The organism is Bradyrhizobium sp. (assembly GCF_016219575.1).
GTDB lineage: Bacteria > Pseudomonadota > Alphaproteobacteria > Rhizobiales > Xanthobacteraceae > Bradyrhizobium.
In genome coordinates, this window is sequence record NZ_JACRMG010000022.1 from 1 (window position 1) to 26,373 (window position 26,373).

Sequence of the window (26,373 nt, forward strand, 5' to 3'; positions counted from 1 at the left end):
AACATGCGCCGATGGGCCACAATCGCAGCATAAGCTTCACCCCGAACACAGCCACCTAGCCTTCAGCCCCAATCCGAAAGACGTCCCTCTTCCCTCTCACGGCCAATAAGTCCAATTACGCAACAGGCCCCTTGTGGGAGAGGGTCGCTTCGCGCAGCGAAGCGGGGTGAGGGGTCTCCATCCGCGGAGACAGACCCCTCATCCGTCGCGCATCTGTCGATGCGCGCCACCTTCTCCCACAAGGGGAGAAGGAAGAAAAGATCAAGCCCGCTTCTCCACCGCCATTTTCACCGCAAGCCCGGCGAGCACCGTTCCCATCAGCCAGCGCTGGATCAGAAGCCATGCCGGCCGCGTGCCGAGGAATAACGCGATCGAGCCTGCGGCCAGCGCGATCATCGCATTCACACTGACGCTGATGACGATCTGGATCGAGCCGAGCGCAATCGATTGAACCAGCACGCTGCCTGCGGCGGGATCGATGAACTGCGGCAGCAGCGCCAGATACAGCATCGCGATCTTTGGATTGAGCAGGTTGGTGAGCAGGCCCATAGCGAATAATTTGCGCGGACCGTCGACCTGCAACCTCCTCACCTGGAACGGCGAGCGGCCGCCGGGCTTCAGCGCCTGCCAAGCCAGCCACAGCAGATAGGCCGCGCCGGCAAGGCGCAGCGCGTCATAGGCATAGGGCACGGCGAACAGGAGCGCAGTGATGCCGAACGCCGCGCACAGCATGTAGAACACGAAGCCGAGCGCGACGCCGCCGAGCGAGACGATGCCGGCGGCGGGCCCTTGCGTGATCGAGCGCGAGATCAGGTAGATCATGTTCGGCCCCGGCGTCAGCACGATGCCGAGCGAGACCAGGGCGAATCCGATGAGAGAGGCATGCGAGGGCATGCGCGTTTTCTAGCGCACGATGTCCCGCGCTGTCATCGCGCCAATTGCACTCGGAGCAATTTTAGGCGTGGCCCGTGGTCAGCGCGAATGCGCTAATGCGCCTCGTCCCAGTTGTTCGCCGCGCGCGCGTCGACCTGCAGCGGCACCGACAGCAGCACGGCGGGGAACGGCGCGTCCTGCATGACGTGCTGCACCACCGGCAGCGTCGCCGCGACTTCCTTCTCGGGCACCTCGAAGATCAGCTCGTCATGCACCTGCAGCAGCATCTGCGCCGACAGTTTCTTCTCGGCGAGAGCATCCTCGATGCGGGTCATGGCGCGGCGGATGATGTCGGCCGCCGTGCCCTGGAGCCGCGCGTTGATCGCGGCGCGCTCGTTGAAGGCGCGGACCGAGGCGTTGGAAGCCTTGATCTCGGGGTAATGGCACTTTCGTCCGAACAGCGTCTCGACATAGCCGTGCTTGCGGCAAAACTCCTTCGTCGAGTCCATGTAGTCGCGGATGCCCGGGAAGCGCTCAAAGTACTTCTTGATGTAGGCGGATGCTTCCTCGCGCGCGATGCTTAGCTGGTTGGCGAGCCCAAACGCCGAGATGCCGTAGATGATTCCGAAGTTGATCGCCTTCGCGCGCCGGCGCACCTCGCCCGGCATGTCCTTGATCGGGACGCCGAACATTTCCGAGGCCGTCATGGCGTGAATGTCGAGCCCGTCCTTGAACGCCTGCTTCAGCTGCGGAATGTCGGCGATCTCGGCCAGCAGGCGCAATTCGATCTGCGAATAGTCGGCGGAGACCAGCTTGTGCCCGGGCGCGGCAATGAAGGCGCGGCGGATCTTGCGGCCGTCCTCGGTGCGAACCGGGATGTTCTGCAGATTCGGCTCGTTCGACGACAAACGCCCCGTGGTGGTCGCCGCCAGCGCGTAGGTCGTGTGCACGCGATGGGTCTGCGGATGCACGTAATTCGGCAGCGCGTCGGTATAGGTCGATTTAAGCTTGGAGACCTGGCGCCATTCCAGGATCTTCTTCGGGAATTCGTGGCCCTGCTCCGCGAGTTCGTCGAGTACCTGCGCCGAGGTCGACCACGCCCCGGTCTTGGTCTTGCTGCCGCCGGGCAACCCCATCTTGCCGAAGATGACATCGCCAAGTTGCTTGGGGCTGCCGACATTGATCGGCTCGCCCGCGAGCTCATGGATTTCCGCTTCCACCCGCGCCGCGGTCTGGGCGAAATCGCCCGACAGCCGCGACAGCACCTGCCGATCGATCGAGATGCCGCGTCGCTCCATCCGGGCCAGCACGCTCACCAGCGGACGCTCCAGCGTCTCGTAGACCGTATTCATGCGCTCGGCGACGAGGCGCGGCTTCAGCACGCGCCAGAGGCGCTCGATCATGTCGGCATATTCGGCGGAATATTCCGCGGCCCTGTCGATCGCGACCTGATCGAAGCTGAGTTTGCCCTTGCCGCTGCCGACCAGCGCGCCGTAGTCGATCACCACATGGTCGAACCAGCGCGAGGCCAGCGAATCCATCGCGTGCGAATTGCGTCCGGCGTCGAGCGCGTAGGACATCAGCTGCACGTCGTCATGATTGCACAGCGTGATGCCATGCTGCGCCAGCACGACCGCGGTGAACTTGATGTTGTAGCCTAGCTTGAGGATGCCGGCGGATTCCAGCAGCGGCTTCAGCGCGGCGAGCGCATCGGCGGCCTTGATCTGGTCGGGCGCGAGCCCCGCATCGAACAGCCCCGCTCCGCCGCCGGACTGTTTGTGGCCGAACGGCACATAGGCAGCGTCGTTGGGTGCCATCGCCAGAGCAAGGCCGGAAATCTCGGCCTGCATCGGATCGATGGAATCCGACATCGCATCAACAACGAAATGACCGGCCTCCGCAGCGCGCGCGATCCAGGCCTTGAGCGCATCGTGGCTGCGGATGGTCTCATATTTCTTGCGGTCGACCGGAATCTTCTTGACCGCTTCGGCACGTGCTTCCGCGAGCGAGACCGGCGTGCCCTTTGGGCTCGACGACTTGTCCTGCCTGTCGCCGGATTTCTTCGCTGCAGGCAACGGCTTGTCGCCGGGAAACAGATCACCCGTGGTATCGGCGGACCTGGCCTTGGCGGGTGCGGCCGCTGCTCCATCCTTGCTGCCGATATCCGGCGAGACATCGGCCGGATCGATCTGCGAATACTCCGCCACGCGGCGGGTGAGGGTGGAGAATTCCATCGCCTTCAGGAACGCAATCAGCTTGCGGGCGTCGGGCTCGTGCACGGCGAGATCGTCGAGCGGCACTTCGAGATCGACCTTGTCGTCGAGCAGAACGAGCTTGCGCGAGATGCGCGCCTTGTCGGCATTCTCGATCAGCGCCTCGCGCCGCTTCGGCTGCTTGATCTCGGTAGCGCGGAATAACAGCTGCTCGAGGTCGCCATATTCGACAATCAGCTGCGCCGCGGTCTTGACGCCGATGCCGGGCACGCCGGGCACGTTGTCGGTGGAATCGCCGGCCAAGGCCTGCACCTCCACCACCTTCTCCGGCGGAACGCCGAACTTCTCGATCACCTCGGGGATACCGATGCGGCGATCCTTCATGGTGTCGTACATCACGACCTTGTCGGTCACGAGCTGCATCAGGTCCTTGTCGGACGACACGATCGTCGTGGTCGCGCCGCGCTCGCTGGCCTGCCGCGCATAGGTCGCGATCAAATCGTCGGCCTCGAAGCCGCCTTGTTCCAGGCAGGGCAGATCAAAGGCGCGCACGGCGTCGCGGATCAGGCCGAATTGCGGGATCAGGTCGTCGGGCGCCGGCGGCCGGTGCGCCTTGTAGTCGGGATAGAGCTTGTTGCGGAACGTGACTTCAGACTTGTCGAACACGATGGCCAGGTGGGTCGGTCGGTTGTCGGGCGGCATGTCGCGGAGCAGCTTCCACAGCATGTTGCAGAAGCCGAGCACGGCGTTGACCTGCAGCCCGTCGGACTTGCGGTTCAGCGGCGGCAGCGCGTGATAGGCGCGAAAAATGTAGGAGGAGCCGTCCACCAGGAACACATGATCGCCCTTGGCGAGCGACTTTGCGGCGACCGGCTTGGGGGCGGCCTTGGCGGCGGGTTTTGCGGCGGCTTTGGGGGCTGTCTTCGGCATGGCCGAAACTTAGGGATTTTTGCGCGGAATGACAGCCTCCGGGTGCGGGTTGTGACCGGGTTTTTTGCCTTTCCGGAGTTCAATTCCAGATGGGTTGCGTCGGCGGCTGTTCCGTGTCCCCTTGGATCGCGGTGCACCGAAAGGAACGACATGACCACGCAACTCGACACGCTCATGGAGAAGCTGCGCGAGATTCAGGCCGAAATCGAGGTCGAACTGGCGAGGCGGCGGGAAGAGCTGCGTTTCCATCTCGAAAATCGCCGGATCGTCTTCGAGAAGGAGGTGCTGCGGCTGCACGGGCAAATCAAGGTCGGCCTGGCGCGCTATGTCCGCGAGGCCAACCCGCTGGTGGTGCTGACGGCGCCGGTGATCTATTCGATGATCGTTCCGATCGTCCTGCTCGACATCTCCGTCATGGCCTATCAGGCCATCTGCTTTCCGGCCTACGGGATCCCGAAGGTGAGCCGCCGCGACTATCTGGTGTTCGACCGCCACCACCTTGCCTATCTGAACGCTCTCGAAAAGATTAATTGCGCCTACTGCTCCTATGCCAATGGCGCGATCGCGTTCATGCGCGAGGTGGCGTCGCGCACCGAAATCTACTGGTGTCCGATCAAGCATGCCCGCCGTGTCCTGGGCCCGCACCCCCACTATCATGGCTTCGCCGATTTCGGCGATGCGGAGGGGTATCGTGCCAAGCTCGCGCAGCTGAAGGATGGCGTGAAGGTCGAGGGGGCCTGATAACTCGAATCGATCGCCGATGCCGCAGCGGACGGCCGCGAATGCAGTTCTACTCCGCCGCTTGCAGTGTTGCGGCCGGCTTTTTCGGCGCGATCCAGAATGCAACGGGGCGTTCGAACAGGAAGTTGGCGTGCGCGGCGAGCGCCGCGCGCCAGATCAGGATCGCGCCGGCCACCCCGGCGACGGTCACGATCAGCGAGACGGTGCCGATATCCGGGATTGCGCCGGTCTTCAGCAGCAGCGTTCGCGTCGTTGCCATCGGCAGGAAGAAGGCAAGATAGACGACGATCGAGTGTTCGCCGCAATAGCGCAGGAAGTCGAGCCAGCGCATGTGTGCGAGCAGAGTGCCGACGACGATGATGGCGGAGGCACCGGCCAGTCCCAGCGCCAGCGAGATCAGCGGCCGCTCGCTGTAACCGAACTCGACCAGCACGCCATTGATCAGCGCCCACAGCATTAGCGCGACGACTGCGAGCGCCGGATTGCCGCGCGCCCGGTCCGACAGCGCGAACACCCAGGCTGCCAGCCAGTAGCCGGCAAAGAAATAGACGTAGCGCGCGCAGAACTCGTCAATGACGGTCCAGCCGGTCGCGACGTGTGCGCTCTCCAGCAAGGCAGCAACGGCAAAGATCGCGAGCGGCGCCACTCGACGTGTCAGTTTTGTGACAACGAAGAAGACTGGAAGCAGATAGATGAACCACAGCGTGCCGAACGGCTCGATGAAGGATTCCAGATACAGATAGCCGACGTGCGCCCAGCTCGACTCGGCGGCCAGGCCCGGCGCCTTGAAGCCGAACTGGATGGTCACCCACAGCAGATAGAAGTAGGCGAAATGCACCACCTTGCGGTCGAGATAGGTGCGCCAGTCGCGGTCGATCACGACGGACAGGAAAAGCCCGGAAATCAGGAAGAAATCCGGCATCCGGAACGGTTTCGCGAACGCCACCAGCGCATGCATGAAGCCGGTCTGGCCGGCGGCTGCCTCCACCCCCAGCACCGAATGCATCATCACGACCATGACGATGCAGATGCCCTTGGCATAGTCGACCCAATCGATGCGGTGGCCCGCGGGACGATAGGTTGCTTCGGATGTGCCGTTTGGAGTCATTGCTGTCCTGTTTCGGCGCGGCGAGGGCGCATCTTCGGCCGGATCTGTTTCTTTCTCCTTTATTCATACAAATGACATGCCGCTTTTTGCGGAACCTACCCCTTCCCATGGGGCCCCGAATTTCTTAAAGACCGGACCGCGTTAACCATCGAGAAGCAGGTTCTTTCCATGCGAATTGCCATGATTGGCACGGGTTATGTGGGACTGGTGTCCGGCGCCTGCTTTGCCGATTTCGGCCACCAGGTCACCTGCGTGGACAAGGACGAAAGCAAGATCGCCGCCCTTCGCCGCGGCGAGATTCCGATCTTCGAGCCGGGGCTGGATGCGCTGGTGGCCTCCAACGTGAAGGCCCGGCGTCTCGACTTCACCACCGATCTGAAGGCGCCGGTCGCCGAGGCCGATGCCGTGTTCATCGCGGTCGGCACGCCGTCGCGGCGCGGCGACGGCCATGCCGACCTCAGCTACGTCTATGCCGCCGCCCGCGAGATCGCGGAAGCGCTGGAAGGTTTCACGGTGGTCGTCACCAAGTCGACCGTGCCGGTCGGCACCGGCGACGAGGTCGAGCGGCGCATCCGTGAGGCCAATCCGAAGGCCGATTTTGTCGTCGCCTCCAATCCGGAATTCCTGCGCGAGGGCGCCGCAATCCGCGATTTCAAGTTCCCCGATCGCATCGTCGTCGGCACGTCCGATGAGCGCGCGCGCAAGGTGCTGAGCGATATCTATCGGCCGCTGTCACTGAACCAGGCGCCGCTTATGTTCACGGCGCGACGCACGGCGGAGCTGATCAAATACGCCGCCAACGCCTTCCTCGCTACCAAGATCACCTTCATCAACGAGATCGCCGACCTCTCGGAAAAAGTCGGCGCCGACGTGCAGGAGGTCGCGCGCGGCATTGGCCTCGACAACCGCATCGGCTCGAAATTCCTGCATGCCGGTCCCGGCTTCGGCGGCTCGTGCTTCCCGAAGGATACCCGCGCGCTGGTCAAGATCGCGCAGGACCATGACGTGCAGCTGCGCATCGTCGAGGCGGTGCTCGGGGTCAACGACAACCGCAAGCGCGCCATGGCGCGCAAGGTCGCGACCGCCGCCGGCAATCTGCGCGGCAAGAAAGTCGCCGTGCTTGGGCTCACCTTCAAACCCGACACTGACGACATGCGCGAGGCGCCATCGATCCCGCTGGTGACGGGCCTGCTCGACATGGGCGCGAAAGTGCGCGCGCACGATCCGGTCGGCATGGAGCAGGCGCGCAAGGAATTGCCCGAGATCGAATATTTCGACGATCCCTATGAGTGCGTCAGGGGCGCCGATGCCATGGTCGTGGTCACCGAATGGGTGCAGTACCGCACCCTCGACCTGGAGCGGCTGAAGGCCGAGATGGCGCAGCCGGTCGTGATCGATTTGCGCAACATCTACCGTCCCGCCGACATGGAAGCGCACGGCTTTGTCTACGAGAGCGTCGGCCGCGCGCCCGAACCGAAGGTGTGAGGGAAGTAAGCCCCACGATTCCGTCATGGCCGGGCTTGTCCCGGCCATCCACGTCTTGTCTGTTAGGTAGGAAGTAAGACGTGGATGCCCGGGTCGAGCCCGGGCATGACGAGTGGATATAGCTTTGACCCGCACTTTCGACACGCCCCTGCCGATCGATGCCGTGCTCGACGAACTGTCGCGCACGCTCGCGGGCCGCAACGCGGCCGTGCTGGTGGCGCCGCCGGGCGCCGGCAAGACCACGCGCGTGCCGCTGGCGCTGCTCGATGAGCCCTGGGCCAGGGGCAAGAGGATCATCGTGCTGGAGCCACGGCGCATTGCGGCGCGCGCCAGCGCCGAGCGGATGGCAAACACGCTGGGCGAACGTGCCGGCGAAACCGTCGGCTATCGCGTCCGCTTCGGCTCAAAAGTGTCGCGCGCGACGCGGATCGAGGTGGTCACCGAAGGCATCTTCTCGCGGCAGATCCTCGACGATCCCGAGCTCAACAATGTCGCCGCCGTGCTGTTCGACGAGTTCCACGAGCGCTCGCTCGACGCCGATCTCGGGCTCGCACTGGCGCGCGATGCGCAGACCGGTCTGCGCGAGGATCTGCGCATCCTCGTGATGTCGGCAACGCTCGACGGCGCACGGATCGCAAGGCTGCTTGGCGATGCCCCCGTCGTGGCGAGCGAAGGCCGCGCTTTCCCGGTCGAGACCCGCTACCTCGGCCGCAAACCGGATGCGCCGCTGGAGCGGCAGATGGCGGACGCGATCGCAAGCGCGCTCCGCGCCGATCCCGGTTCGGTGCTGGCCTTCCTGCCGGGCGCCGCCGAAATCCGCCGAACCGAGAATTTTCTGAGAGAGCGCGTGCACGACGCGTCCATCGAGATCGTGCCGCTGTTCGGCGCGCTCGATGCCGCTGTGCAGGATCGGGCCATTGCGCCCGCGCCGAAAGGCACGCGCAAGGTCGTGCTGGCGACGTCCATTGCCGAGACCTCGCTGACCATCGAGGGCGTGCGCATCGTCGTGGACTCCGGCATGGCGCGGGTGCCGCGCTACGAGCCCGACATCGGTCTCACGCGGCTGGAAACCGTGCGCGCCTCGCGCGCCGCGGTCGATCAACGCCGCGGCCGCGCCGGCCGTACCGAACCCGGCGTCTGCTATCGCCTGTGGGACGAGCCGCAGACTGCGTCGCTCGCCGCCTATACCCAGCCGGAAATCCTTTCCGCCGATCTGTCCACGCTGGTGCTCGACCTCGCACAATGGGGCGTGGCCGATCCATCGGACCTCGCCTTCCTCGATCCGCCGCCGGCGCCCGCGCTGAAGGAAGCAAGGAGCCTGTTGCACGAGCTCGGCGCGCTCGATACCGACGGCCGCATCACCGCGGAGGGCAAGAGCCTGCGCGCGCTGGCGCTGCCGCCGCGGCTGGCGCGCATGATCGTGGATTCCAACCGGTTCGGCGCGGGCGGGGAAGCCGCTGACATCGCCGCCATCCTCACCGAGCGCGGTCTCGGCGGCGACAGCGCCGACCTCGACGCGCGGCTCGATCAGTTTCGCCGCGACCGCTCACCGCGCGCATCCGGCGCCCGCGATCTCGCGCGCCGCTGGGCGCAGCAGGTGGCGTCGGCCGAGAAGCCGGGAAATGACGGCGATCTCTCCACCGGCGTGATGCTCGCCTTTGCCTTCCCCGATCGCGTCGCGCGCAACCGCGGCAATGGCAGCTTTGTGCTGGCCAACGGCCGCGGCGCCGCGGCCGAGCAGACCTCGTCGCTGGCCCGCGCGCCCTACATCGCCGTCGGCGAGCTGACCGGCACGGCCGCAAGCGGGCGAATCCTGCTGGCCGCGCCGATCACGCAGGACGAGATTGAGCATCATTTCGCCGACCAGATCGAAAGCGCCGAGGAAGTCACCTTCGATCGCGGCGCCATGGCGCTGCGTGCGCGCCGCAAGCGGACGCTGCATGCGGTCACGCTGTCCGAAGCACCGATGTCGCTGTCGCCGTCGGCGGAGACTGCGAAGATTTTCGCCGATGGCCTGATTGCTGCCGGTCTGGAGAGGCTGCCTTGGACGAAGGCGCTCAAGCAATGGCGCGACCGCGTGATGTTCCTGCGCAAGGCGGAAGGCGAAAGCTGGCCCGATCTCTCCGATGCCGCGCTCGCGGCGACGAGCGACGACTGGTTGGTGCCCGGGCTCTTCGACAAGACGCAGCTCAAGGAATTTTCCGCCGGCGACCTCTCCGATGCCGTGATGAATCTCTTGCCCTGGGAATTGCGCGCCCGGCTGGAGCGCGAGGCGCCGACCCATTTCGAGGCCCCGACCGGCACCATGCTCGCGATCGACTATGAGGCGGAGCAGGGGCCGACCATCGCGGTACGGCTGCAGGAATTGTTCGGCCTCAACACCCACCCGTCAATCGCGAAAGGCGCGGTGCCGCTGGTGCTGGAACTGCTGTCGCCCGCCCAGCGGCCGGTGCAGGTGACGCGCGATCTGCCCGGCTTCTGGCGCGGCAGCTATGCCGCTGTGCGTTCCGACCTGCGCGGCCGCTATCCCCGGCACCCCTGGCCGGAGGATCCCGCCAGCGCGATGCCGACGCGCCGGGTCAAGCCGCGCGGCACTTGAATACAATTCGTTAACGCTTCGCTCATCGTTTTCGCCAAAATGGCGGCCTTCGGCTTTGCGGGTTAGTCGCGATTTGGCGGCCGGCATGGTCAGATCGGCGGTCATCGTAACCTGCGTGAGTGGCGTGATGCGTAACATCCTGTTTGCTGCTGCTGCGATTGCCGCCGCCGGCGTCTTCATGGCTCAGATGGCGGACCGGATGACGCCTGCGTCCGCACACACCAACGCGCCGCGCAAGGAGGCGACGGTTGGAGCCGCTGCGGTACCGGCAGGCAATCGCAGCATTTCGATTGCGCGCGACGCCCGCGGCCATTTCCAGACCGACGCCCGTATCGACGGCCAACGCATCGACTTCATGGTCGACACAGGCGCCTCCGTCGTCGCGCTGAACGAGAGATCCGCCGCGCGCTTCGGACTGCGCCCGTCGCGCGGCGACTACAACGCCACGGTCACCACGGCCAACGGCACGCTGAAGGCCGCCCGCGCGCGTATCGCCATGATGGATGTCGGCGGCCTGATCGTTCGCGACGTAGAAGCCATGGTCCTGCCCGACGCGGCGCTGTCGGAAAACCTGCTCGGCCTGTCCTTCCTGTCCAGGCTGAAGCGGTTTGAGTACACCAACGGCCGGCTGGTGCTGGAGCAATAGGCGGCCCGCCGCCTTCAAAAGCGCCGTATTTAATCCTCAAAAGCCCGCTTCCCGCCTTCCGCTGCGGCCGCGCATTCGCTATGGCTGCACGGTCCCTTCAGCCATTTCCGAGGCCTTTCCTGATGTTTCCCAAGCCGAAGTCCGCGCTGGTTCCCAATACCTATGCCTATGAATCCGAGCCGATGGTGAAGGCGACCGGCTTTCGCGAATACGACGCGCGCTGGCTGTTCGGCAAGGAGATCAATTTGATGGGCATCCAGGCGCTCGGCATGGGGCTGGGCGTACTGATATCGGAGCTCGGCGCCAGGCAGGAGATCGTCACCGGTCACGATTTCCGCGGCTATTCCGCCTCGATCAAGTATGCGCTGATTTCGGGCCTGCTCGCCTCCGGCTGCAAGGTGCATGACATCGGGCTATGCGTGACGCCGATGGCGTATTTTGCGCAGTTCGATCTCGACGTGCCCTGCGTCGCCATGGTGACGGCTTCGCACAACGACAACGGCTGGACCGGCGTGAAGATGGGCGCCAACCGCCCGCTGACCTTCGGTCCCGACGAGATGACGCGGCTGAAGGAGATCGTGCTCAACTCGCAGTTCAGGAACAAGGTCGGCGGCTCCTACCAGTTCCACGAGAACTTTCCGGCGCGCTACATCGCCGATCTCACCAACCGCCCGAAACTGAAGCGCAAGCTGAAAGTCGTGGTGGCCTGCGGTAACGGCACCGCCGGCGCGTTCGCGCCGCAGGTGATGGAGGCGATCGGCTGCGAGGTCATCCCGCTCGATACCAACCTCGACTACACCTTCCCGAAATACAATCCGAACCCGGAAGACATGGAAATGCTGCACGCGATCCGCGACGCGGTGCTGCAGCACAAGGCGGATGTAGGCCTCGGCTTCGACGGCGACGGCGACCGCTGCGGCGTCGTCGACAATACCGGCGAGGAGATCTTTGCCGACAAGGTCGGCGTCATGCTGGCGCGCGACATGTCGGCAATCCACAAGGATGCGCAGTTCGTGGTGGATGTGAAGTCCACCGGGCTCTTTGTGACGGATCCCGTGCTGCAGAAGCAGGGCGCCAGGACGACCTACTGGAAGACCGGCCATTCCTACATGAAACGCCGCACCCATGAACTCGGCGCGCTCGCCGGCTTCGAGAAATCCGGCCATTTCTTCTTCAACAAGCCGTTCGGCCGCGGTTATGACGACGGCCTGGTCTCGGCGATTGCGGTCTGCGACATGCTCGACCGCGCGCCCGGCAAGTCGATGGCGGACCTGAAGAACGCGCTGCCAAAAACCTGGTCGTCGCCGACCATGTCGCCGCATTGCGAGGACGAAGCCAAGTACGGCATCGTCGACAAGGTCGTGAAGCATTTCGAGGCTGTGCAGAGCAGGGGTGAGAAGGTGGCGGGCCAGCCGATCCGCGATCTCGTCACCGTCAACGGCGTGCGCGTCACCGCCGAGGACGGGAGCTGGGGCTTGATCCGGGCTTCATCCAACAAGCCGGAGCTGGTGGTGGTGGTGGAAAGCCCCGTCAGCGAACAGCGCATGCGCGACATGTTCGAGGCGATGGATTCGGTGCTGCGCACCCATCCCGAAGTCGGCGAGTACAATCAGAAGATTTGAGCGGGTGGCCGCGTCCAGTACACCGCTGTCATGCCCCGCTTCAAGCGGGGCATCCAGTACGCCGCGGCATCTCGGCTAAATCACAGGTGTCTCTGGAATACTGGATCGCCCGCTTGCCGCCTTCGCTAAGGCTTCAGCGAGCCCAACTGCCCCACCGCGGCGAAGCCTTGGCGTAGACGGGGCGCGGGCGATGACAGTCATTGTGTGTCTTGCAGCTCGCTTAAGCCGCGCGGAGCGAGCCGAGGAAGCCGTCGACTTCGGCCTTCAGCCGCCCGGACTGCGCCGACAGGCCGTTTGCGGCCTCCAGCAGCTTCGCGGTTGCCTGGCCGGCCTCCTCGGACGCCTGGCTTACGCTCATGATGTTGCTGTTGACCTCGCGGGTGCCGTCGGCGGCCTGCTGCACGCTGCCGGCGATCTCGCGCGTTGCCGCGCCCTGCTGATCGACGGCAGCGGCGATCTCGCTGGAGATGCCGTCGATCTCGGCGATGGTGGCGCCGATCGCCTGGATCGCGGCCACCGCGTCGCCGGTGGCATTCTGGATGCTCTGCACTTGCGCCGAGATTTCCTCGGTCGCCTTTGCGGTCTGGTTGGCCAGCGCCTTCACTTCGCTCGCGACCACCGCAAAGCCCCTTCCGTGCTCGCCGGCGCGGGCAGCTTCGATGGTGGCGTTCAGCGCCAGCAGGTTGGTCTGGCTGGCGATGGTCTGGATCAGCGTCACGACCTCACCAATCTTTTGCGTGCCGCTGGCGAGCCCTTCGACCACGGCATTGGTGCGGCGCGCCTCGTCGGCGGCCTTGCCGGCGATTTCCGCGGAGCGCGTCACCTGCTGCGAGATGCTGCCGATCGATGCCGTCAGTTCTTCGGTGGCGGACGCAACCGTGCCCACATTGGTCGAGGCCTGGCTTGAAGCGGAGGCCGCGGCGGCCGTTTTGCGCGCGGTCTCGGCGTTGCCGTGGCTCATCGACGAGGAGAGCTGCTGCATCTGGCCTGCAGCGACCGCAACAGCCTCGACGATGCCGCCGATCTTGCGTTCGAATCCGGCAGCGAGCTCGCGCCGGGCCGCATCGCGATCCTGTTTGGCGTTTTTCTCCGCCTCGGCACGCTCTGCGTTGGCGCGCGCTTCGGCCGCACTCGCCGCTTCTGCCTCCGCGGTCTTTTGCGCGGTGGTTTCGAACAGATGCGAAAGCGTCAAGGCGAGCCAGCTCAGGACGCCGGCTTCGATCAGCAGGATTACCGCGTGCAGCACGACGCGGCCGAAATCGGCGCCGCCGGGATAGATCGCCGCAGGCAGGACGAAGTTCAGCACCAAATGATGCAGCGCGACCGCCACAGTACCGGCGAGGATCGGCCGATAGTCGCAATAGGCGACGAGGCAGGCGAGTGCAGCAAAGAAATACATGTGCATGTCGATCTGCCAGGCATGCCCCGCGAGCTGGTAGGCAAACACGGAGACGCCGCCCATCAGTGCGACGGCAAAGATCAGCCGGGTCGAAAGCCCGTTGCCGCTCATGCGCCACGATATGGTCGCAGCCATCGCCATCGCGGTCATGATTGCCGCCGGCATGATCCAGCCTTCGCCGCGCCCCATCCCGATGGCGATCGCGATCGGAACATGCAGCCAGAGCACCGCCAGCAGGGTCTTGCTGGTGGTCTCGCGCAGAACTGCCAGATCGTCGGTCTCGATGTTCATTTCCAACCCCTCAAGCCTTGAAGCAGGCGGCAATCGCCTGCGGATCGATGGCAAGCCAGACACCGGCGGTGCGAAGCCGGACCAGCCCGTCATGGTCGTTTGGCCGCACCACCAGGATGGCGGGCACGGCGGTTGTCCTTACGATTGCTGCATCGGCGGAAGCGGCGGCCAGCAGCACCTGCTGGGCGCTCCACCATGGCGGGAAGGCCACGGCGACAATCTCGGCGCCTGGACGGGCCTGAAACGCGAGTGCCGCAATGGCAACCCAGCTCGCAACCAGCAGCGCCGCAGCGTTCAGCCAGGCGGGCCATCGTAAAGCTGGCGTGGTCTTGTTCCCGTCCATTGCGCGCGACAGTAGCGGGATGGAACTAACTGCACGTAAATGACGGGGTTAATGAATGGTTGACGGACCGCACAACGAAAACGGGCCGCGGCTGGCGCGGCCCGTTGCTCACAAAGCGATATGAAGCGCGGTTACGCCGCCGGCACCGGCAGCGCGGTGACCGACTTGATCTTCTCCATCGCAAAACGCGAGGTGACGTTCTTCAGCGGCACGGCGCTGATCAGCTTCTTGTAGAACACGTCGTAGCTCGGCATGTCCGCGACCACGACGCGCAGCATGTAGTCGACGTCGCCGGCCATGCGGTAGAATTCCATCACTTCCGGCATGGCGCTGACGGCATCGGCAAACTTGCGCAGCCAGGCTTCCGAATGGTCGGAGCTCTCGACCGAGACGAAGACGGAAATTCCGAGCCCGATCTTGTTCTGGTCCACCAGCGCCACCCGCCGCAGGATCACGCCATCGGCCTCCAGCCGCTGGATACGCTTCCAGCAGGGGGTCGAGGACAGGCCGACCCGGTCGCCGATCTCGGCAACGGATAGCGAGGCGTCCTCCTGCAGCACGGTCAGTATCTTGCGGTCGATGGCATCGAGCCGCCGATTCGGCTCATGCAAGGGAACGGCGGTAGCGAGGTCAGTCATGAGAATAAAGTTCCATACAAAGGGGCTGTAACCCTCATATAGAGAAAATTCTTCTCACGCAAGGCCCGCCATGGCCGCGGTCAGACCGGGCGGGCGGACTGGCCCTGGCCCAAAAGTGCCGTGACTTCAGCACGTTGCGGGGCGGCAAAAGCGCCGCCGAAGCGCGTGCATTTCAAGGCTGCTGCGGCGGAGGCGAATCGGAGCGCCTCGCGCAGTTCCTGGCCCTCGGTGATGGCCAGCGCAAAGGCGCCATGGAACACGTCGCCTGCGCCCAGCGTGTCCACGGTGTGGACCGGGAAGGCAGGGGTCTCCTGCAACTGGCCGTGCTCATCGAGCCAGATCGTGCCCCGCGGCCCGCGCGTGCCGGCGAGGAAGGATTTTGTCAGCCTGGCGATCTTGTGCAGCGCCTGGCCGTCGTCGCTGACATCGGCTGTCTCCTGCAGCGGTTCGCTGGAGAACACCAGATGCGTCGAGGCGTTGAGCAGGCCCTCGCGCAACGACATCGCGCGGTCGACGTCGACGATGACGGGAATGCCACGCCGGACCGCTTCCGCGCAGAGGTCGGTGCAGAACTCGGCGCAGCGGCTTTCGGTGAGGATGGCCTGGCAATCGTCCAGCAGCGTATCGAAATCGGGCAATTTCACATGCCACAATTTCGGATCGCGGAAGGTGACGATGGTGCGCTCGCCCGTGGGATCGATCATCACGGCCGAGATCGGCGTCACCAGACCCGGCATGTGGATGAGATGCTTGGTCTCGATGCCCTCATGCGCCATCTGCTCGAAGATGAAGCGGCTCGAGGTTTCCTTCGCATCCCCCATCGGCCCGCAGATCGAGGCGCGGCCGCCCAGCCGCACGATGCCGATCGCGGCATTGAGCGCGTTGCCGCCGCAGATTTCGACGAAGCCCGTCGCATTTTCCTTGGAACCGCGCGCGGGAACGCCAGGCGTGTTGAAGGTGAGATCGCGCACCGGCATGCCGATGCAGAGGATACGCGGCGGTATCTTCGGCGCCCTGTCCTGAAAGTTCATGCGTGAATCCGCCATGTCCGTTCAAGCTCCCGAGACAATCGAGCAAGACATGCGCCGGTTCCCGCTATGCGCCTCCGGCCTTCCCGCCATGCAGCCACTGGCCGATCAGATGATGCGCAATCGCAAAGGGATGTGCCGCAAACAGACCGTTGGGATGCTCGCGCTTGTGCATCAATTCCAGTTCCGCGCGGTCGAACCAGCGCGCCTCTTCGAGCTCGTTGCGATCCACGACGATATCCTCGTTGAGCGCCCGCGCGGTGCAGCCGATCATCAGCGACGACGGATAGGGCCATGGCTGCGTCATGTAGTAATTCACGTCGGTGACGCGGATGCCGGATTCCTCGAAAATCTCGCGGGCAACGGCGTCCTCGATGGTTTCCGCGGCTTCGACGAAACCGGCGAGGCAGGAATACATGCCGGGCATGAACTGCTTCTGCCGGCCGAGCAGCGCCTTGTCGCCCGAGCTCACGAACATGATCACGACGGGGTCGGTGCGCGGAAAGTGCTCGGCCTTGCAGCTCGCGCAATCGCGCTTCCAGCCGCCTTCCTTCATGGAGGTGCGCTGCCCGCAATTGGCGCAGAAGCCGTGGCGCTGATGCCAGGTCACGAGCGATTTCGCCATCGCAATCGCCGACAATTGCTCCAGCGGCACCAGGCCCTGCATCGCCATGCCGCGCAATTCCGTCACCGCGACGTCATTGCGGCCGACCAGCTTTTCCGCAGCAGGAGGCGAAATGCCCATGCCGAAGATCGGCGCACCGTCGCGCAGGCCCAGGAAGATCGTGCCGGGATTGGCGCCATAGCCGAGAGCTTCCTTGATCGAGAGCAGCGCGCGGGGGCCGGCCTCCTCCTGTTTCATGACCAGCGAGTCGCGGTAGACCACATAGGCCCGCGCATTTTGCTGGCCTTCGAGCGCGAACAGTTTCTCGTCATTGGTGCGCAGATGTGCGGCGCGATCGAGGACATGGGTGACGAAGGCGGGCTTGCCCAGCGGATATTTGTCGAATGCGGACATTTTCTTGTTCTCAACCTAGCCAGATTTTGCGGCGAAGCGCGCTGATGAAATTCTGTACTTCCGTCGCGTCATGCGCGAGCGGCGGCACCACGCCCCAGACCGGGCGCGGCCAGGCCGCATCGTTCTTGCGGCGGGCAATGACGTGAACGTGGAGCTGCGGCACCACATTGCCGAGGGCGGCAATATTCAGCTTGTCGCATTTGGTGATCTCCTTCAGCGCGCGCGCGACGCGCGACACTTCCGTCGTCAGCTGCGCTTGCGCGACCTCGTCGAGGTCGATGATCTCTATCGCGCCCTCTCGGCGCGGCACCAGCAACAGCCAGGGATAGTTAGCGTCTTTGATCACGAGCACGCGGCACAACGGCAGATCGCCGATGTCGATGGTGTCTTGGGTGAGCTGGGGATGCAGCGACCAGGCGGCGGGCATTCTTGGTTCCCAAACCCGATTTCAGCCGGGTCCAAAAGAGTGCCTTCTGGAGGGCACTGTCTGTGTCATATCAAGGCGTCATCACCCGCGAAAGCGGGTGATCCAGTACGCCGCGGCTCCTCTGTTTACGGCGGGGCCGGCGATTACTGGATACCCCGCTTCCGCGGGGTATGACAGCGGGGGAGCGCTTGCTTTCCGGCCTTTTTGGCTCCAAATAGGGACCGGGAGATTGGCGGTGGACGAGCCACTCGCCAACCGGGTCAGGTCCGGAAGGAAGCAGCCCTAACGAGGTTCGGATCGGGTCGCTCGTCAGTCTCCCACCTGTTTTTTCGAGCGAATCGCGCTGGGAGCGGGCCCTTGCCCGTCCGGCGCGTGCTCCTTTCCGCAATCAGGCCACGAGAGATTATCAATTGCGGATCGACCGATGACCGATGCTGGCGCTCCCCCTCCTGAAGGCCAGGGCGGCTTCGATCTCGGCGGTCAGCCGGATGCCGCCAGGCCGTACCGGGTGCTGGCACGGAAATACCGTCCCTCCAGCTTTGAGGATCTGATCGGCCAGGAGGCCATGGTCCGCACCGTCTCGAATGCATTCGAGACCGGGCGCATTCCGCAGGCCTGGATCCTCACCGGCGTGCGCGGGGTCGGCAAGACCACCACTGCCCGCATTCTTGCCCGTGCGCTGAACTACGAATTGCCGGATGGTTCCGTGAAGGGGCCGACCATCGTCATGCCGAAGCTCGGCGTGCATTGCCAGGCGATCATGGAAAGCCGGCACATGGACGTGCTGGAGATGGACGCAGCCTCCCACACCGGCGTCGACGATGTGCGCCAGATCAATGACAGCGTGCGCTATGCGCCGGCTAGCGCGCGTTACAAGGTCTATATCATCGACGAAGTCCACATGCTCTCGACGGCGGCGTTCAACGCCTTCCTCAAGACGCTGGAGGAGCCGCCGGAGCACGCCAAGTTCGTGTTCGCCACGACGGAGATCCGCAAGGTGCCGGTCACGGTGCTGTCGCGCTGCCAGCGTTTTGACCTGCGCCGCGTCGAGGCCGACGTGCTGATGGGGCATCTGTCCAACATCGCCAGGAAGGAAGGCGTCGAGGTCGAGGGCGAAGCGCTCGGCATCATTGCGCGCGCTGCCGAAGGCTCGGTGCGCGATTCGCTGTCGCTGTTCGACCAGGCCATCGCGCATGCCGCTGGCACAGTTCGTGCCGACGCCGTGCGGCAGATGCTGGGACTGGCCGATCGCACCCGCGTCATCGACCTCTTTGAAAAGCTCGCCGGCGGCGATATCGCCGGCGCGTTCAAGGAATTCCGCGAGCAGTATGACGTCGGCGCCGATCCGATCGTGGTGCTGTCGGATCTGGCCGAATTCGTCAACTTCGTCACCCGCGTGAAGATCGTGCCGGCCACCGCGGATAATGTCACGTTCGGCGAGACCGAGCGCGTGCGCGCCCGCGAATTCGCGGCAAAGCTCTCGATGCGGGTGCTGTCGCGAATGTGGCAGATGCTCCTCAAGGGCATTACCGAGGTGCAGACCGCGACGCGCCCCGCTGCGGCCGCCGAGATGGTGCTGGTGCGGATTGCCTATGTCGCCGATTTGCCGACGCCGGATGAGGCGATCCGGATGATCGAGCAGAACGGCGGATCGTCGCCGGTGGCCTCGAGCAGTGCCGCGCCGCGCGGCGCGCCGGCTTCGACCGTGTCGGCGATGCCGTCCTCTCCGGCCCGTGCGCCGGTTTCCTCGCCTCGCGCCAACGCCGAGGCCCGCCCGCAGCCGATGGCGAGCGTCGAGCCGCAATCCGCGCCGGTGTTGCGCATCTCCAGTTTTCCGCAGCTCATCGCGCTCGCCGGCGAGAAGCGCGATCTCATGACCAAGAGCGCGCTGGAAGCCGACATGCGGCTGGTACGCATCGAGGACGGCAGGCTCGAGATCGCGCTGGAGCCCAACGCCTCGCGCGGGCTCGTCAACGATCTCTCGCGTAAGCTCGAATTATGGACCGGGCGGCGCTGGACCGTGATCGTCTCCAACGAGGCCGGCCATCCGACGGTGCGCTCGCAGAATCTCGCCGAGAAGAGCGCGCGCGAGCGCGCGGCCGAAGCCGATCCGCGCGTGCAGGAGGTGCTCGCACGTTTTCCCGGCACCAGGGTCGTTGAGGTTCGCCGCCTTGCCGCGGAGCTGCCGGAATCCGATCTTATCGCTGACGATCCCGCGGAAATGCCCGACAGCGACGACGACTGATCTGACAAGGAAAGAGCAATGGCTGATTTTCTCGGCATGATGAAGCAGGCCGCGCAGCTGCAATCGAAAATGCAGGCGATGCAGGACGAACTCGGCAATGTCGAGGTCGAGGGCATTTCCGGCGGCGGCATGGTATCGGTGCGCATGACGGCGAAGATGGAAGTGAAGGCGGTGAAGATCGATCCGTCGCTGATGAAGCCGGAAGAGCGAGAGATCGTCGAGGATCTGGTGGTCAGCGCGTTCAATGACGCCAAGCGCAAGGCGGAAATCGCGATGCAGGAGAAGATGCAGTCGCTGGCCGGCGGGCTCGGCCTGCCGCCGGGTTTGCTCGGGGGCTTCGGTTCCTGACCTATGCCCGCGGTTGCCGGTCCCGAGATCGAACGCCTGATCCAGCTGCTTGCGCGGCTGCCCGGGCTTGGCCCGCGCTCGGCGCGGCGCGCGGCGCTGCACCTGATCAAGAAGCGCGAGGCGCTGATGACGCCGCTTGCGTCGGCGCTGCAGGTCGCGATCGAGAAAATCCAGGTGTGCAAGACCTGCGGCAATATCGACACGCAAAACCCCTGCACGGTGTGTACCGATCCGCGCCGCGACCCCTCGATCATCGTCGTCATCGCCGATGTCGCCGACCTCTGGGCGCTGGAACGGGCGAATGCCGGCAACGGCCGCTATCACGTGCTGGGTGGCACGCTGTCGCCGCTCGACGGCGTCGGCCCGCAGGACCTGTCCATCGATGCGCTGGTGGCGCGCGCACATGAGGAACCGGTGAAGGAGATCGTGCTGGCGCTCAATGCGACGGTGGACGGCCAGACCACCGCGCATTACATCACCGACCTCCTGCAGGACGCCAATGTGCGGGTGACCAGGCTGGCGCACGGCGTGCCGGTCGGCGGAGAGCTTGATTATCTGGACGAAGGTACGCTATCGGCTGCCATGCGGCAGCGCACGCTGTTCTAATTCTCTCGACATACGGAACTGGAAATGACGAAACGACGATTCGGCGGACGCTGGGGCTTTGCGTTGCTCATGGCGATGGCCTTCGCGGCGCCTGCTGCCTCCGCCCAATCCGCGCAGCCAGCGGAACCCGCACCGTCGAAGCCCGGCAAGCTGATCAATGCCGGCGACGTCCTGTCCGGCGAGCTCACCACCATCAAGACGCGCGGCAAGCGCGGCAAGGCCGCGACCTACCAGATCACCTCGGAGCCGCGCCGGCTGCCGCCTCCGAACGGGCTATGCAACCTCGAGACGGGTCCGGAGACGTTCCAACTCGTCACCACCAGCGACGCGCAGGCGGCACAGCTGAAGGGCTTTGTCGGCAAGTCCATTTCCGTGAAGGTGGACGAAGTATCCTGCGCGCAGGCCGCGGGGCAAATGACCGAGGCCATCATCACCAAATGGAGCGTGGTGAAGCAGTAAGAGGTGTCATCGCCAGGCTTGACCGGGCGAGCCAGTACGCCGCGGCCTCTCGCTTCTATTTCAAGCGCCTCTTGAATACCGGATCACCCGCATTCGCGGGTGATGACAGCTTGGATCAGACCCTTACCGGTCCCAGCGCATCGAAATGCCCGCGCTTCTGCAGAAGGGCCAGCAGAAGCAAGCTCGGCACTGCCACCAGAACGGAGATCGCGAAGAACAGCGGCCAGCCCGTTGCCGCCGCCACATAGCCCGCGCCTGAGGACAGGTAGGTACGTCCGACCGCGGACAGCGCGGTGAGCAATGCGTATTGTGTCGCGGTGTGCAGGGGATTCTGGCACAGCGCCGACAGGTAGGCGACGAAGATCACGGTGCCGATCGCGCCGGTGAAATTCTCCACCGAGATGGCAAGTGCCAGCGCCCATTGGTTGACGCCGACATGGGCAAGCCAGGCGAATGCCAGGTTGGAGGTGGCCTGCAGCAGGCCGCCGATCCACAGGCTCGTGACCAGCGAATAGCGCCGCGCCACATAGCCTCCCGCAAAGCCGCCGATCAGGGTAGCGGCCAGACCGACGCCCTTGACGATGCCGGCGTAGTCATTGCGGGTGAAGCCGAGGTCGATCACGAACGGCGCGGTCATGGTGCCGGAGAAGGCGTCGGTGAACTTGTAGAGCACCACGAAGGCGAGTGCGGTGAGCGCATCCTTTCGGGTCAGGAATTCCGAGAAGGCGCCGATCGCCGCGTGCAGGACGCGCGAGAATGCGCTCTCCGAGCGGGTGGCCGCTTCCGCGCGGGCGGACTGCTCGGGCTCGGTGGCGGCAAGCGCCGTCAGCGTGCCGATCAAGACCAGCGCCGCCATGCTCACATAGCCCCACATCCAGGCCGAGGTGCGGCCGATGCCGGTGGATTCGAAAGCGGTGACCAGGAACAGCACGCCGGCGGTGGAGACCAGCATGCCGATCCGGTAAGCCGCGACGTAGGAGGCCATGCCGGCGGCCTGCTCGTTCTCGGGCAGGCTTTCGACGCGGAAGGCGTCGACCACGATGTCCTGGGTCGACGACATCGTCGCGACGAGCAGCGCGCCGAGCGCCACGAACAGCGGCGAGCGCGCCGGGTCGGTCAACGCCAGCAGCAGGATCGCGCCGATCAGCAGCAGTTGCGAAAATACCAGCCAGCCGCGGCGGCGGCCGAAGGCGCGCGTGAAGACCGGCACATGCAGTGCATCGACCAGCGGGGCCCAGAGAAATTTCAGCGTGTAGGGCGTGCCGACCAGCGCGAACAGCCCGATGGTGCCGAGGTCGACGCCGGCCTCGCGCATCCACACCAGCAGTGTCGATCCCGACAGCGCCAGCGGCAGGCCGGAGGAAAAGCCGAGCAGCAGCACGATCAGCACGCGCGGCTGCAGGTAGACGGTGAGGCTTTCGCGCCAGGAGGGCCGGTCGGGGGATGCGTTTTCGGCGGAGGTGTCGGGAGCGGTCATGGGACCGTTGGTAGCAGATTCTGCGGGAATTCGTAGGGTGGGTAGAGCGCAGCGAAACCCACCAACCAAGGTGATGGGTTTCGCTGCGCTCTACCCATCCTACGCGACCTTACTACTCCCCCGCCTGCAGCTTGCGCGGCGGCAGCGGGAACAGCTCGGCGGCGCCTTTGACCAGCCGCGGGGCCTCAGCCGGCGGCTCCTTGGAAAAATCCAGCTCCTCGATGCGCCCGGCGCGCTTTTCGATCTTGTCGGCGGAGATCAGGATCTGGCGGACGTCCTCGTTGACGTCGCCAAAATGCTTTTGCAGCTTCAACACGCGATCCCTGAGTCGGCCGAGATCGTCGCCGAGGTGCATCACCTCGTTGCGGATCTGGTCGGCGGCGTCGCGGATACGGGCGTCCTTCAGGATCTGCTGCATTACCTGGATCGCCAGCATCAATAGCGACGGCGACACCAGCACGACGCGGGCGCGATAGGCCTTCTGGATGACGTCGTCGAACCCGTCGTGGATTTCGGCGTAGACCGATTCCGACGGCACGAACATCAGCGCGGTGTCCTGGGTCTCACCGGTGACCAGGTATTTTTCAGCAATATCGCTGACATGCTTCAGAATGTCGGTGCGCAGGCGCTGCGCGGCGATGCGGCGCTCTTCGTCGCTGCGCGCATCGTGCAGCGCCGTCATCGCCTCCAGCGGAAATTTCGCATCGATGCAGAGCGGGCGCTGGTCGGGCAGGAACACCACGCAGTCCGGCCGCTTGCCTGACGTCAGCGTGAACTGGAATTCGTAGGAGCCCTTGGGCATACCGTCCTGGACGATCGCTTCCATCCGCGCCTGGCCGAACGCGCCGCGCGACTGCTTGTTGGCGAGCACGTCGCGCAAGGTCGTCACCTGCGTCGTCAGGTCGGTGAGGTTCTTGTGCGCATTATCGATGATGCCGAGCCGCTCGTGCAGCTTGCGGAGACTGTCCATCGTGTTGCGCGTGGTCGCTTCCATCGACTGGCCGACGCGATGGGTCACCGAATCGAGCCGTTCGTTGACCGCGCGCGCCATGTCGGCCTGCCGGCCGGCGAGCGCCTGCGCCATCGCATCGACCCGGCCGGTGGATTCGCTCTGGGCGCGCAGCATGTCGGAAAGCCGCTCTTCCAGCTCGTCGGCGCGGATGGCTTGCGCCATGGCGAGCTCCGCACCGCGCCGGCCCGATTTGGCGACGACGATCACCAGCGCCAGCAGCAGGATGAGTGCGAGCGCGCTGATGCCGATCAGGCCGTCGGCGACGCGGACCGGCCAGTCGCCGATCAGGAAAAGAATCTCGTTCATGCCGCCTTGTAACCCGATTCGGCCACCCGCGCGAACGAAGAGGGAACATTTATGGTTAATGGGGCGCTAATTTTTATGGTTAACGCCGCCCTAAAAATCATGGTTAGCGCGGGGTTAACGGGCGCCGGCCCGCATTGACCCCGGCAAATCAAGCCCTTAAATCGCGCTTCATGGCCATCAGAGAGATCATCATCCTGCCGGACAAGCAGTTGCGGCTGGTGTCGAAACCTGTCGAGAAGGTGACAGCGGAAATCCGCAGGCTCGCCGACGACATGCTGGAGACCATGTATGAAGCGCCCGGCATCGGGCTTGCCGCGATCCAGGTCGCGCAGCCGTTGCGGCTGATCACCATGGATCTGGCCAAGCGCGACGAGAATGGCGAGACCGCGCCGAAGCCGCGCGTCTTCATCAATCCGGAGATCGTTGCGCGCTCCGAAGAGCTGTCGGTCTACGAGGAAGGCTGCCTCTCGATCCCCGAATATTACGAGGAGGTCGAGCGCCCCGCGCGCGTGCGCGTGCGCTTCACCGATCTCGACGGCAAGGTGCACGAAGAGGACGCCGAAGGCCTCTACGCCACCTGCATCCAGCACGAGATCGATCATCTCAACGGCGTGCTGTTCGTCGATTATCTCTCCAAGCTGAAGCGCGACCGCGTGCTGAAGAAGTTCGCCAAGGCCGCCAAGCGCGCCGGGGAGTAGGCCCCGCTTTATCCGCCGTCATGTCCGGGCTTAAGCGCGAAGCGCGTCTATGCGCCAATATCCCGGGCATCCACGACTTGCTTTCTCGCGGGACCAAAGACGTGGATGGCCGGGGCGAGCCCGGCCATGACGAACAAACCAGGGCGCTCAAATGCCGCTTCGTCTGATCTTCATGGGCACGCCTGATTTCGCGGTGCCGACGCTGCTCGAACTCGTCGCCCATGGCCACGAGATCGCCGCCGTCTATACCCGCGCGCCAAAGCCCGCCGGGCGCGGCATGAAGCTGCAGCCGACGCCGGTCGAACAGGAAGCGCGCCGTCTCGGCATTCCCGTGCTGACGCCGTCGTCCCTCAAGACTCCCGAGGCGCAGGACGAATTCCGCGCGCATGACGCCGACGCCGCCGTGGTGGTTGCCTACGGCATGATCCTGCCCCAGGCCATTCTCGATGCGCCGAAACTCGGCTGCTTCAATCTGCATGCCTCGCTGCTGCCGCGCTGGCGCGGCGCCGCGCCGATCAATCGCGCAGTGATGTCCGGCGATGCCGAGACCGGCGTGATGGTGATGAAGATGGACGTCGGCCTCGACACCGGCGACGTTGCGATGGTCGAGCGGCTGACGATTACCGACAAGATGACTGCATCGGATGCGCACGACGCGTTGGCGCGGCTCGGCGCCGACCTGATGGTGCGCTCGATGGCGGCACTGGAGCGCGGCAGCTTGCGGCTGACGAAGCAAAGCGAGGCGGGCGTCACCTACGCCGCCAAGATCGAGAAGGCGGAAGCGAAGATCGACTGGAGCAAGCCGGCGCCCGCCGTGCTCAGGCACATCCACGGCCTCTCGCCGTTTCCCGGCGCGTGGAGCGAAGTGCCGGTCGATGGTGAAGCGGCACGGGTGAAGCTTCTGCGCTGCGAGCCTGCGAAGGGCACGGGTGCGCCCGGTACATTGCTCGACGACCAGCTCACGATCGCCTGTGGCGACGGCGCGATCCGCATCGTCGAACTGCAGCGCGCCGGCAAGGCACCGATGAAGACCGCCGATTTCCTGCGCGGCACCCCGCTGAAACCGCCGCTGCGGTTCTCCTGATGCCCCGCTACAAGCTCACCATCGAGTATGACGGCGCGCCGTTTGCCGGCTGGCAGCTGCAGCCCGATCATCCGACGGTGCAGGGCGTGCTGGAAGCGGCGGTCAAGGCGACCTGCGGCGAGGACGTGCGCGTGCACGGCGCCGGCCGCACCGACTCCGGCGTGCACGCGCTCGGCCAGGTCGCCCATTGCGACATCGCAAAGCCTTTCACGGCGAGCCGCCTGCGCGATGCGCTCAACGCGCATCTGCGTCCGAACCCGGTTGCAGTGCTGGCGGTCGAAATCGTGCCCGGCGACTTCGAGGCGCGCTTTTCCGCGGTCAGGCGCCACTACCTCTATCGCATCGCCAATACGCGGGCGAACCTCGCGCTCGATGTCGGTCGCATCTGGCGCGTGCCGCGGCGTCTCGACAGCGACGCCATGCACGCCGCCGCGCAGCGCCTGCTCGGCAAGCATGATTTCACGACCTTCCGCGACACCGAGTGCCAGGCGAGGTCGCCGGAAAAAACACTCGACCAGCTCGACGTGATCCGCGACGGCACCGAGATAAGGATCCTCACCTCGGCGCGTTCGTTCCTGCACAGCCAGGTGCGCTCGATGGTGGGCTCGCTGGTCTGGGTCGGCGAGGGCCGCTGGAGCGCCGACGACCTTTACGCCGCACTCGCCGCCCGCAACCGCGCCGCCTGCGGCCCCGTCGCACCGCCCGAGGGGCTGTATCTGGTGCGGGTGGATTATTAGCGAGTCGACGCGTTGTTCTCTTCACCTCGCCCCGCTTGCG

23 protein-coding genes and 1 other RNA gene are annotated in these 26,373 nt (G+C 65.0%); 13 read left to right on the forward strand and 11 right to left on the reverse strand.

The genetic code is table 11. From position 1 onward, the window contains the following. Positions 1 to 261: 261 nt before the first annotated feature. Together HZB49_RS18085 and polA are read right to left on the reverse strand one after the other, a co-directional pair. Positions 262 to 894: a LysE family translocator gene (locus tag HZB49_RS18085; RefSeq protein ID WP_291613786.1), complete on the reverse strand. Its 633-nt coding sequence runs from the start codon at positions 892 to 894 to the stop codon at positions 262 to 264. 92 nt (positions 895 to 986) lie between these two features. Then, positions 987 to 4,016 carry a DNA polymerase I gene (polA, locus tag HZB49_RS18090; RefSeq protein ID WP_291613788.1) on the reverse strand — a complete coding sequence of 1,010 codons (3,030 nt, stop codon included), beginning with the start codon at positions 4,014 to 4,016 and terminating at the stop codon, positions 987 to 989. 150 nt (positions 4,017 to 4,166) lie between these two features. On the opposite strand from polA, the gene HZB49_RS18095 reads away from it, so the two are divergent. After that, complete coding sequence (locus HZB49_RS18095; protein WP_291613790.1) at positions 4,167 to 4,757, forward strand: hypothetical protein; 591 nt, start codon at positions 4,167 to 4,169, stop codon at positions 4,755 to 4,757. 49 nt (positions 4,758 to 4,806) lie between these two features. On the opposite strand, the gene HZB49_RS18100 is transcribed toward HZB49_RS18095, so the two are convergent. Next, the gene (locus HZB49_RS18100) at positions 4,807 to 5,865 is read right to left on the reverse strand and encodes an acyltransferase family protein (protein ID WP_291613792.1); all 1,059 of its coding nucleotides are present in this window, start codon (positions 5,863 to 5,865) and stop codon (positions 4,807 to 4,809) included. A gap of 168 nt (positions 5,866 to 6,033) precedes the next feature. Between HZB49_RS18100 and HZB49_RS18105 the strand changes: the two genes are divergently transcribed. The 4 genes from HZB49_RS18105 to HZB49_RS18120 all read left to right on the forward strand — a co-directional run bounded on the left by HZB49_RS18105 (position 6,034) and on the right by HZB49_RS18120 (position 12,217). After that, positions 6,034 to 7,350: a UDP-glucose/GDP-mannose dehydrogenase family protein gene (locus HZB49_RS18105; RefSeq protein WP_291613793.1), complete on the forward strand. Its 1,317-nt coding sequence runs from the start codon at positions 6,034 to 6,036 to the stop codon at positions 7,348 to 7,350. A gap of 124 nt (positions 7,351 to 7,474) precedes the next feature. Further along, positions 7,475 to 9,949: an ATP-dependent helicase HrpB gene (gene hrpB, locus HZB49_RS18110; RefSeq protein ID WP_291613794.1), complete on the forward strand. Its 2,475-nt coding sequence runs from the start codon at positions 7,475 to 7,477 to the stop codon at positions 9,947 to 9,949. 127 nt (positions 9,950 to 10,076) lie between these two features. Further along, positions 10,077 to 10,595 (forward strand): TIGR02281 family clan AA aspartic protease, encoded by a 519-nt coding sequence (locus HZB49_RS18115; protein WP_291613795.1) that lies wholly within the window; start codon positions 10,077 to 10,079, stop codon positions 10,593 to 10,595. Between the two features lie 122 nt (positions 10,596 to 10,717). Further along, positions 10,718 to 12,217 carry a phosphomannomutase/phosphoglucomutase gene (locus HZB49_RS18120; RefSeq protein WP_291613796.1) on the forward strand — a complete coding sequence of 500 codons (1,500 nt, stop codon included), beginning with the start codon at positions 10,718 to 10,720 and terminating at the stop codon, positions 12,215 to 12,217. 220 nt (positions 12,218 to 12,437) lie between these two features. Here HZB49_RS18120 and HZB49_RS18125 read toward each other — a convergent pair whose 3' ends face one another. From HZB49_RS18125 to HZB49_RS18150, 6 genes are all read right to left on the reverse strand, one after another. Next, on the reverse strand, positions 12,438 to 13,907 hold the full coding sequence (locus tag HZB49_RS18125) for a methyl-accepting chemotaxis protein (RefSeq protein ID WP_291613798.1): 1,470 nt from the start codon (positions 13,905 to 13,907) through the stop codon (positions 12,438 to 12,440). A gap of 10 nt (positions 13,908 to 13,917) precedes the next feature. After that, positions 13,918 to 14,250: a hypothetical protein gene (locus HZB49_RS18130; protein WP_291613800.1), complete on the reverse strand. Its 333-nt coding sequence runs from the start codon at positions 14,248 to 14,250 to the stop codon at positions 13,918 to 13,920. A 131-nt stretch (positions 14,251 to 14,381) separates the two neighbouring features. Next, positions 14,382 to 14,888: an Lrp/AsnC family transcriptional regulator gene (locus tag HZB49_RS18135; RefSeq protein WP_291613802.1), complete on the reverse strand. Its 507-nt coding sequence runs from the start codon at positions 14,886 to 14,888 to the stop codon at positions 14,382 to 14,384. Between the two features lie 80 nt (positions 14,889 to 14,968). Next, the gene (locus HZB49_RS18140; protein WP_291613804.1) at positions 14,969 to 15,919 is read right to left on the reverse strand and encodes a sugar kinase; all 951 of its coding nucleotides are present in this window, start codon (positions 15,917 to 15,919) and stop codon (positions 14,969 to 14,971) included. Between the two features lie 64 nt (positions 15,920 to 15,983). Next, a complete protein-coding gene (gene nudC, locus HZB49_RS18145) occupies positions 15,984 to 16,934 on the reverse strand; it encodes an NAD(+) diphosphatase (RefSeq protein WP_291613806.1) in 951 nt (316 codons plus the stop codon). A 10-nt stretch (positions 16,935 to 16,944) separates the two neighbouring features. Further along, entirely contained in the window at positions 16,945 to 17,361 is a 417-nt protein-coding gene (locus HZB49_RS18150) for an HIT family protein (RefSeq protein WP_291613808.1), read from the reverse strand. 224 nt (positions 17,362 to 17,585) lie between these two features. Here HZB49_RS18150 and ffs point away from each other — a divergent pair. The 5 genes from ffs to HZB49_RS18175 all read left to right on the forward strand — a co-directional run bounded on the left by ffs (position 17,586) and on the right by HZB49_RS18175 (position 21,019). Further along, an RNA gene (ffs, locus tag HZB49_RS18155) (signal recognition particle sRNA small type) lies at positions 17,586 to 17,682 on the forward strand. Positions 17,683 to 17,785: 103 nt separating this feature from the next. Next, positions 17,786 to 19,606, forward strand: a complete 1,821-nt coding sequence (locus HZB49_RS18160; protein WP_291613810.1) for a DNA polymerase III subunit gamma/tau — start codon at positions 17,786 to 17,788, stop codon at positions 19,604 to 19,606. 18 nt (positions 19,607 to 19,624) lie between these two features. Further along, complete coding sequence (locus HZB49_RS18165; protein WP_291613812.1) at positions 19,625 to 19,954, forward strand: YbaB/EbfC family nucleoid-associated protein; 330 nt, start codon at positions 19,625 to 19,627, stop codon at positions 19,952 to 19,954. A 3-nt stretch (positions 19,955 to 19,957) separates the two neighbouring features. Then, a complete protein-coding gene (gene recR / locus HZB49_RS18170) occupies positions 19,958 to 20,560 on the forward strand; it encodes a recombination mediator RecR (protein WP_291613814.1) in 603 nt (200 codons plus the stop codon). Between the two features lie 24 nt (positions 20,561 to 20,584). After that, entirely contained in the window at positions 20,585 to 21,019 is a 435-nt protein-coding gene (locus tag HZB49_RS18175; RefSeq protein ID WP_291613817.1) for a hypothetical protein, read from the forward strand. 115 nt (positions 21,020 to 21,134) lie between these two features. On the opposite strand, the gene HZB49_RS18180 is transcribed toward HZB49_RS18175, so the two are convergent. Together HZB49_RS18180 and rmuC are read right to left on the reverse strand one after the other, a co-directional pair. Continuing rightward, positions 21,135 to 22,496 (reverse strand): MFS transporter, encoded by a 1,362-nt coding sequence (locus HZB49_RS18180; protein ID WP_291613819.1) that lies wholly within the window; start codon positions 22,494 to 22,496, stop codon positions 21,135 to 21,137. 112 nt (positions 22,497 to 22,608) lie between these two features. Then, on the reverse strand, positions 22,609 to 23,814 hold the full coding sequence (gene rmuC / locus HZB49_RS18185) for a DNA recombination protein RmuC (protein ID WP_291613821.1): 1,206 nt from the start codon (positions 23,812 to 23,814) through the stop codon (positions 22,609 to 22,611). Between the two features lie 170 nt (positions 23,815 to 23,984). On the opposite strand from rmuC, the gene def reads away from it, so the two are divergent. The 3 genes from def (at position 23,985) to truA (ending at position 26,333) form a co-directional block, all read left to right on the forward strand. Further along, positions 23,985 to 24,512 (forward strand): peptide deformylase, encoded by a 528-nt coding sequence (gene def, locus HZB49_RS18190; RefSeq protein WP_291613823.1) that lies wholly within the window; start codon positions 23,985 to 23,987, stop codon positions 24,510 to 24,512. Between the two features lie 151 nt (positions 24,513 to 24,663). Beyond that, a complete protein-coding gene (gene fmt, locus HZB49_RS18195; RefSeq protein ID WP_291613824.1) occupies positions 24,664 to 25,596 on the forward strand; it encodes a methionyl-tRNA formyltransferase in 933 nt (310 codons plus the stop codon). Next, complete coding sequence (gene truA / locus HZB49_RS18200; RefSeq protein WP_291613826.1) at positions 25,596 to 26,333, forward strand: tRNA pseudouridine(38-40) synthase TruA; 738 nt, start codon at positions 25,596 to 25,598, stop codon at positions 26,331 to 26,333. The genes fmt and truA overlap by 1 nt, the downstream gene beginning before the upstream one ends. The last annotated feature ends 40 nt before the right edge of the window (positions 26,334 to 26,373 follow it).

Coding starts and splice junctions, on each gene's coding strand:
- HZB49_RS18105 (WP_291613793.1), top strand. CDS start 6,034: ATGCGAATTGCCATGATTGGCACGGGTTATGTGGGACTGGTGTCCGGC.
- nudC (WP_291613806.1), bottom strand. CDS start 16,934: ATGTCCGCATTCGACAAATATCCGCTGGGCAAGCCCGCCTTCGTCACC.
- HZB49_RS18135 (WP_291613802.1), bottom strand. CDS start 14,888: ATGACTGACCTCGCTACCGCCGTTCCCTTGCATGAGCCGAATCGGCGG.
- HZB49_RS18140 (WP_291613804.1), bottom strand. CDS start 15,919: ATGAACTTTCAGGACAGGGCGCCGAAGATACCGCCGCGTATCCTCTGC.
- HZB49_RS18165 (WP_291613812.1), top strand. CDS start 19,625: ATGGCTGATTTTCTCGGCATGATGAAGCAGGCCGCGCAGCTGCAATCG.
- recR (WP_291613814.1), top strand. CDS start 19,958: ATGCCCGCGGTTGCCGGTCCCGAGATCGAACGCCTGATCCAGCTGCTT.
- HZB49_RS18150 (WP_291613808.1), bottom strand. CDS start 17,361: ATGCCCGCCGCCTGGTCGCTGCATCCCCAGCTCACCCAAGACACCATC.
- fmt (WP_291613824.1), top strand. CDS start 24,664: ATGCCGCTTCGTCTGATCTTCATGGGCACGCCTGATTTCGCGGTGCCG.
- HZB49_RS18160 (WP_291613810.1), top strand. CDS start 17,786: ATGACCGATGCTGGCGCTCCCCCTCCTGAAGGCCAGGGCGGCTTCGAT.
- HZB49_RS18085 (WP_291613786.1), bottom strand. CDS start 894: ATGCCCTCGCATGCCTCTCTCATCGGATTCGCCCTGGTCTCGCTCGGC.
- HZB49_RS18125 (WP_291613798.1), bottom strand. CDS start 13,907: ATGAACATCGAGACCGACGATCTGGCAGTTCTGCGCGAGACCACCAGC.
- HZB49_RS18180 (WP_291613819.1), bottom strand. CDS start 22,496: ATGACCGCTCCCGACACCTCCGCCGAAAACGCATCCCCCGACCGGCCC.
- truA (WP_291613826.1), top strand. CDS start 25,596: ATGCCCCGCTACAAGCTCACCATCGAGTATGACGGCGCGCCGTTTGCC.
- HZB49_RS18130 (WP_291613800.1), bottom strand. CDS start 14,250: ATGGACGGGAACAAGACCACGCCAGCTTTACGATGGCCCGCCTGGCTG.
- HZB49_RS18115 (WP_291613795.1), top strand. CDS start 10,077: ATGCGTAACATCCTGTTTGCTGCTGCTGCGATTGCCGCCGCCGGCGTC.
- rmuC (WP_291613821.1), bottom strand. CDS start 23,814: ATGAACGAGATTCTTTTCCTGATCGGCGACTGGCCGGTCCGCGTCGCC.
- HZB49_RS18120 (WP_291613796.1), top strand. CDS start 10,718: ATGTTTCCCAAGCCGAAGTCCGCGCTGGTTCCCAATACCTATGCCTAT.
- HZB49_RS18175 (WP_291613817.1), top strand. CDS start 20,585: ATGACGAAACGACGATTCGGCGGACGCTGGGGCTTTGCGTTGCTCATG.
- polA (WP_291613788.1), bottom strand. CDS start 4,016: ATGCCGAAGACAGCCCCCAAAGCCGCCGCAAAACCCGCCGCCAAGGCC.
- HZB49_RS18095 (WP_291613790.1), top strand. CDS start 4,167: ATGACCACGCAACTCGACACGCTCATGGAGAAGCTGCGCGAGATTCAG.
- def (WP_291613823.1), top strand. CDS start 23,985: ATGGCCATCAGAGAGATCATCATCCTGCCGGACAAGCAGTTGCGGCTG.
- HZB49_RS18100 (WP_291613792.1), bottom strand. CDS start 5,865: ATGACTCCAAACGGCACATCCGAAGCAACCTATCGTCCCGCGGGCCAC.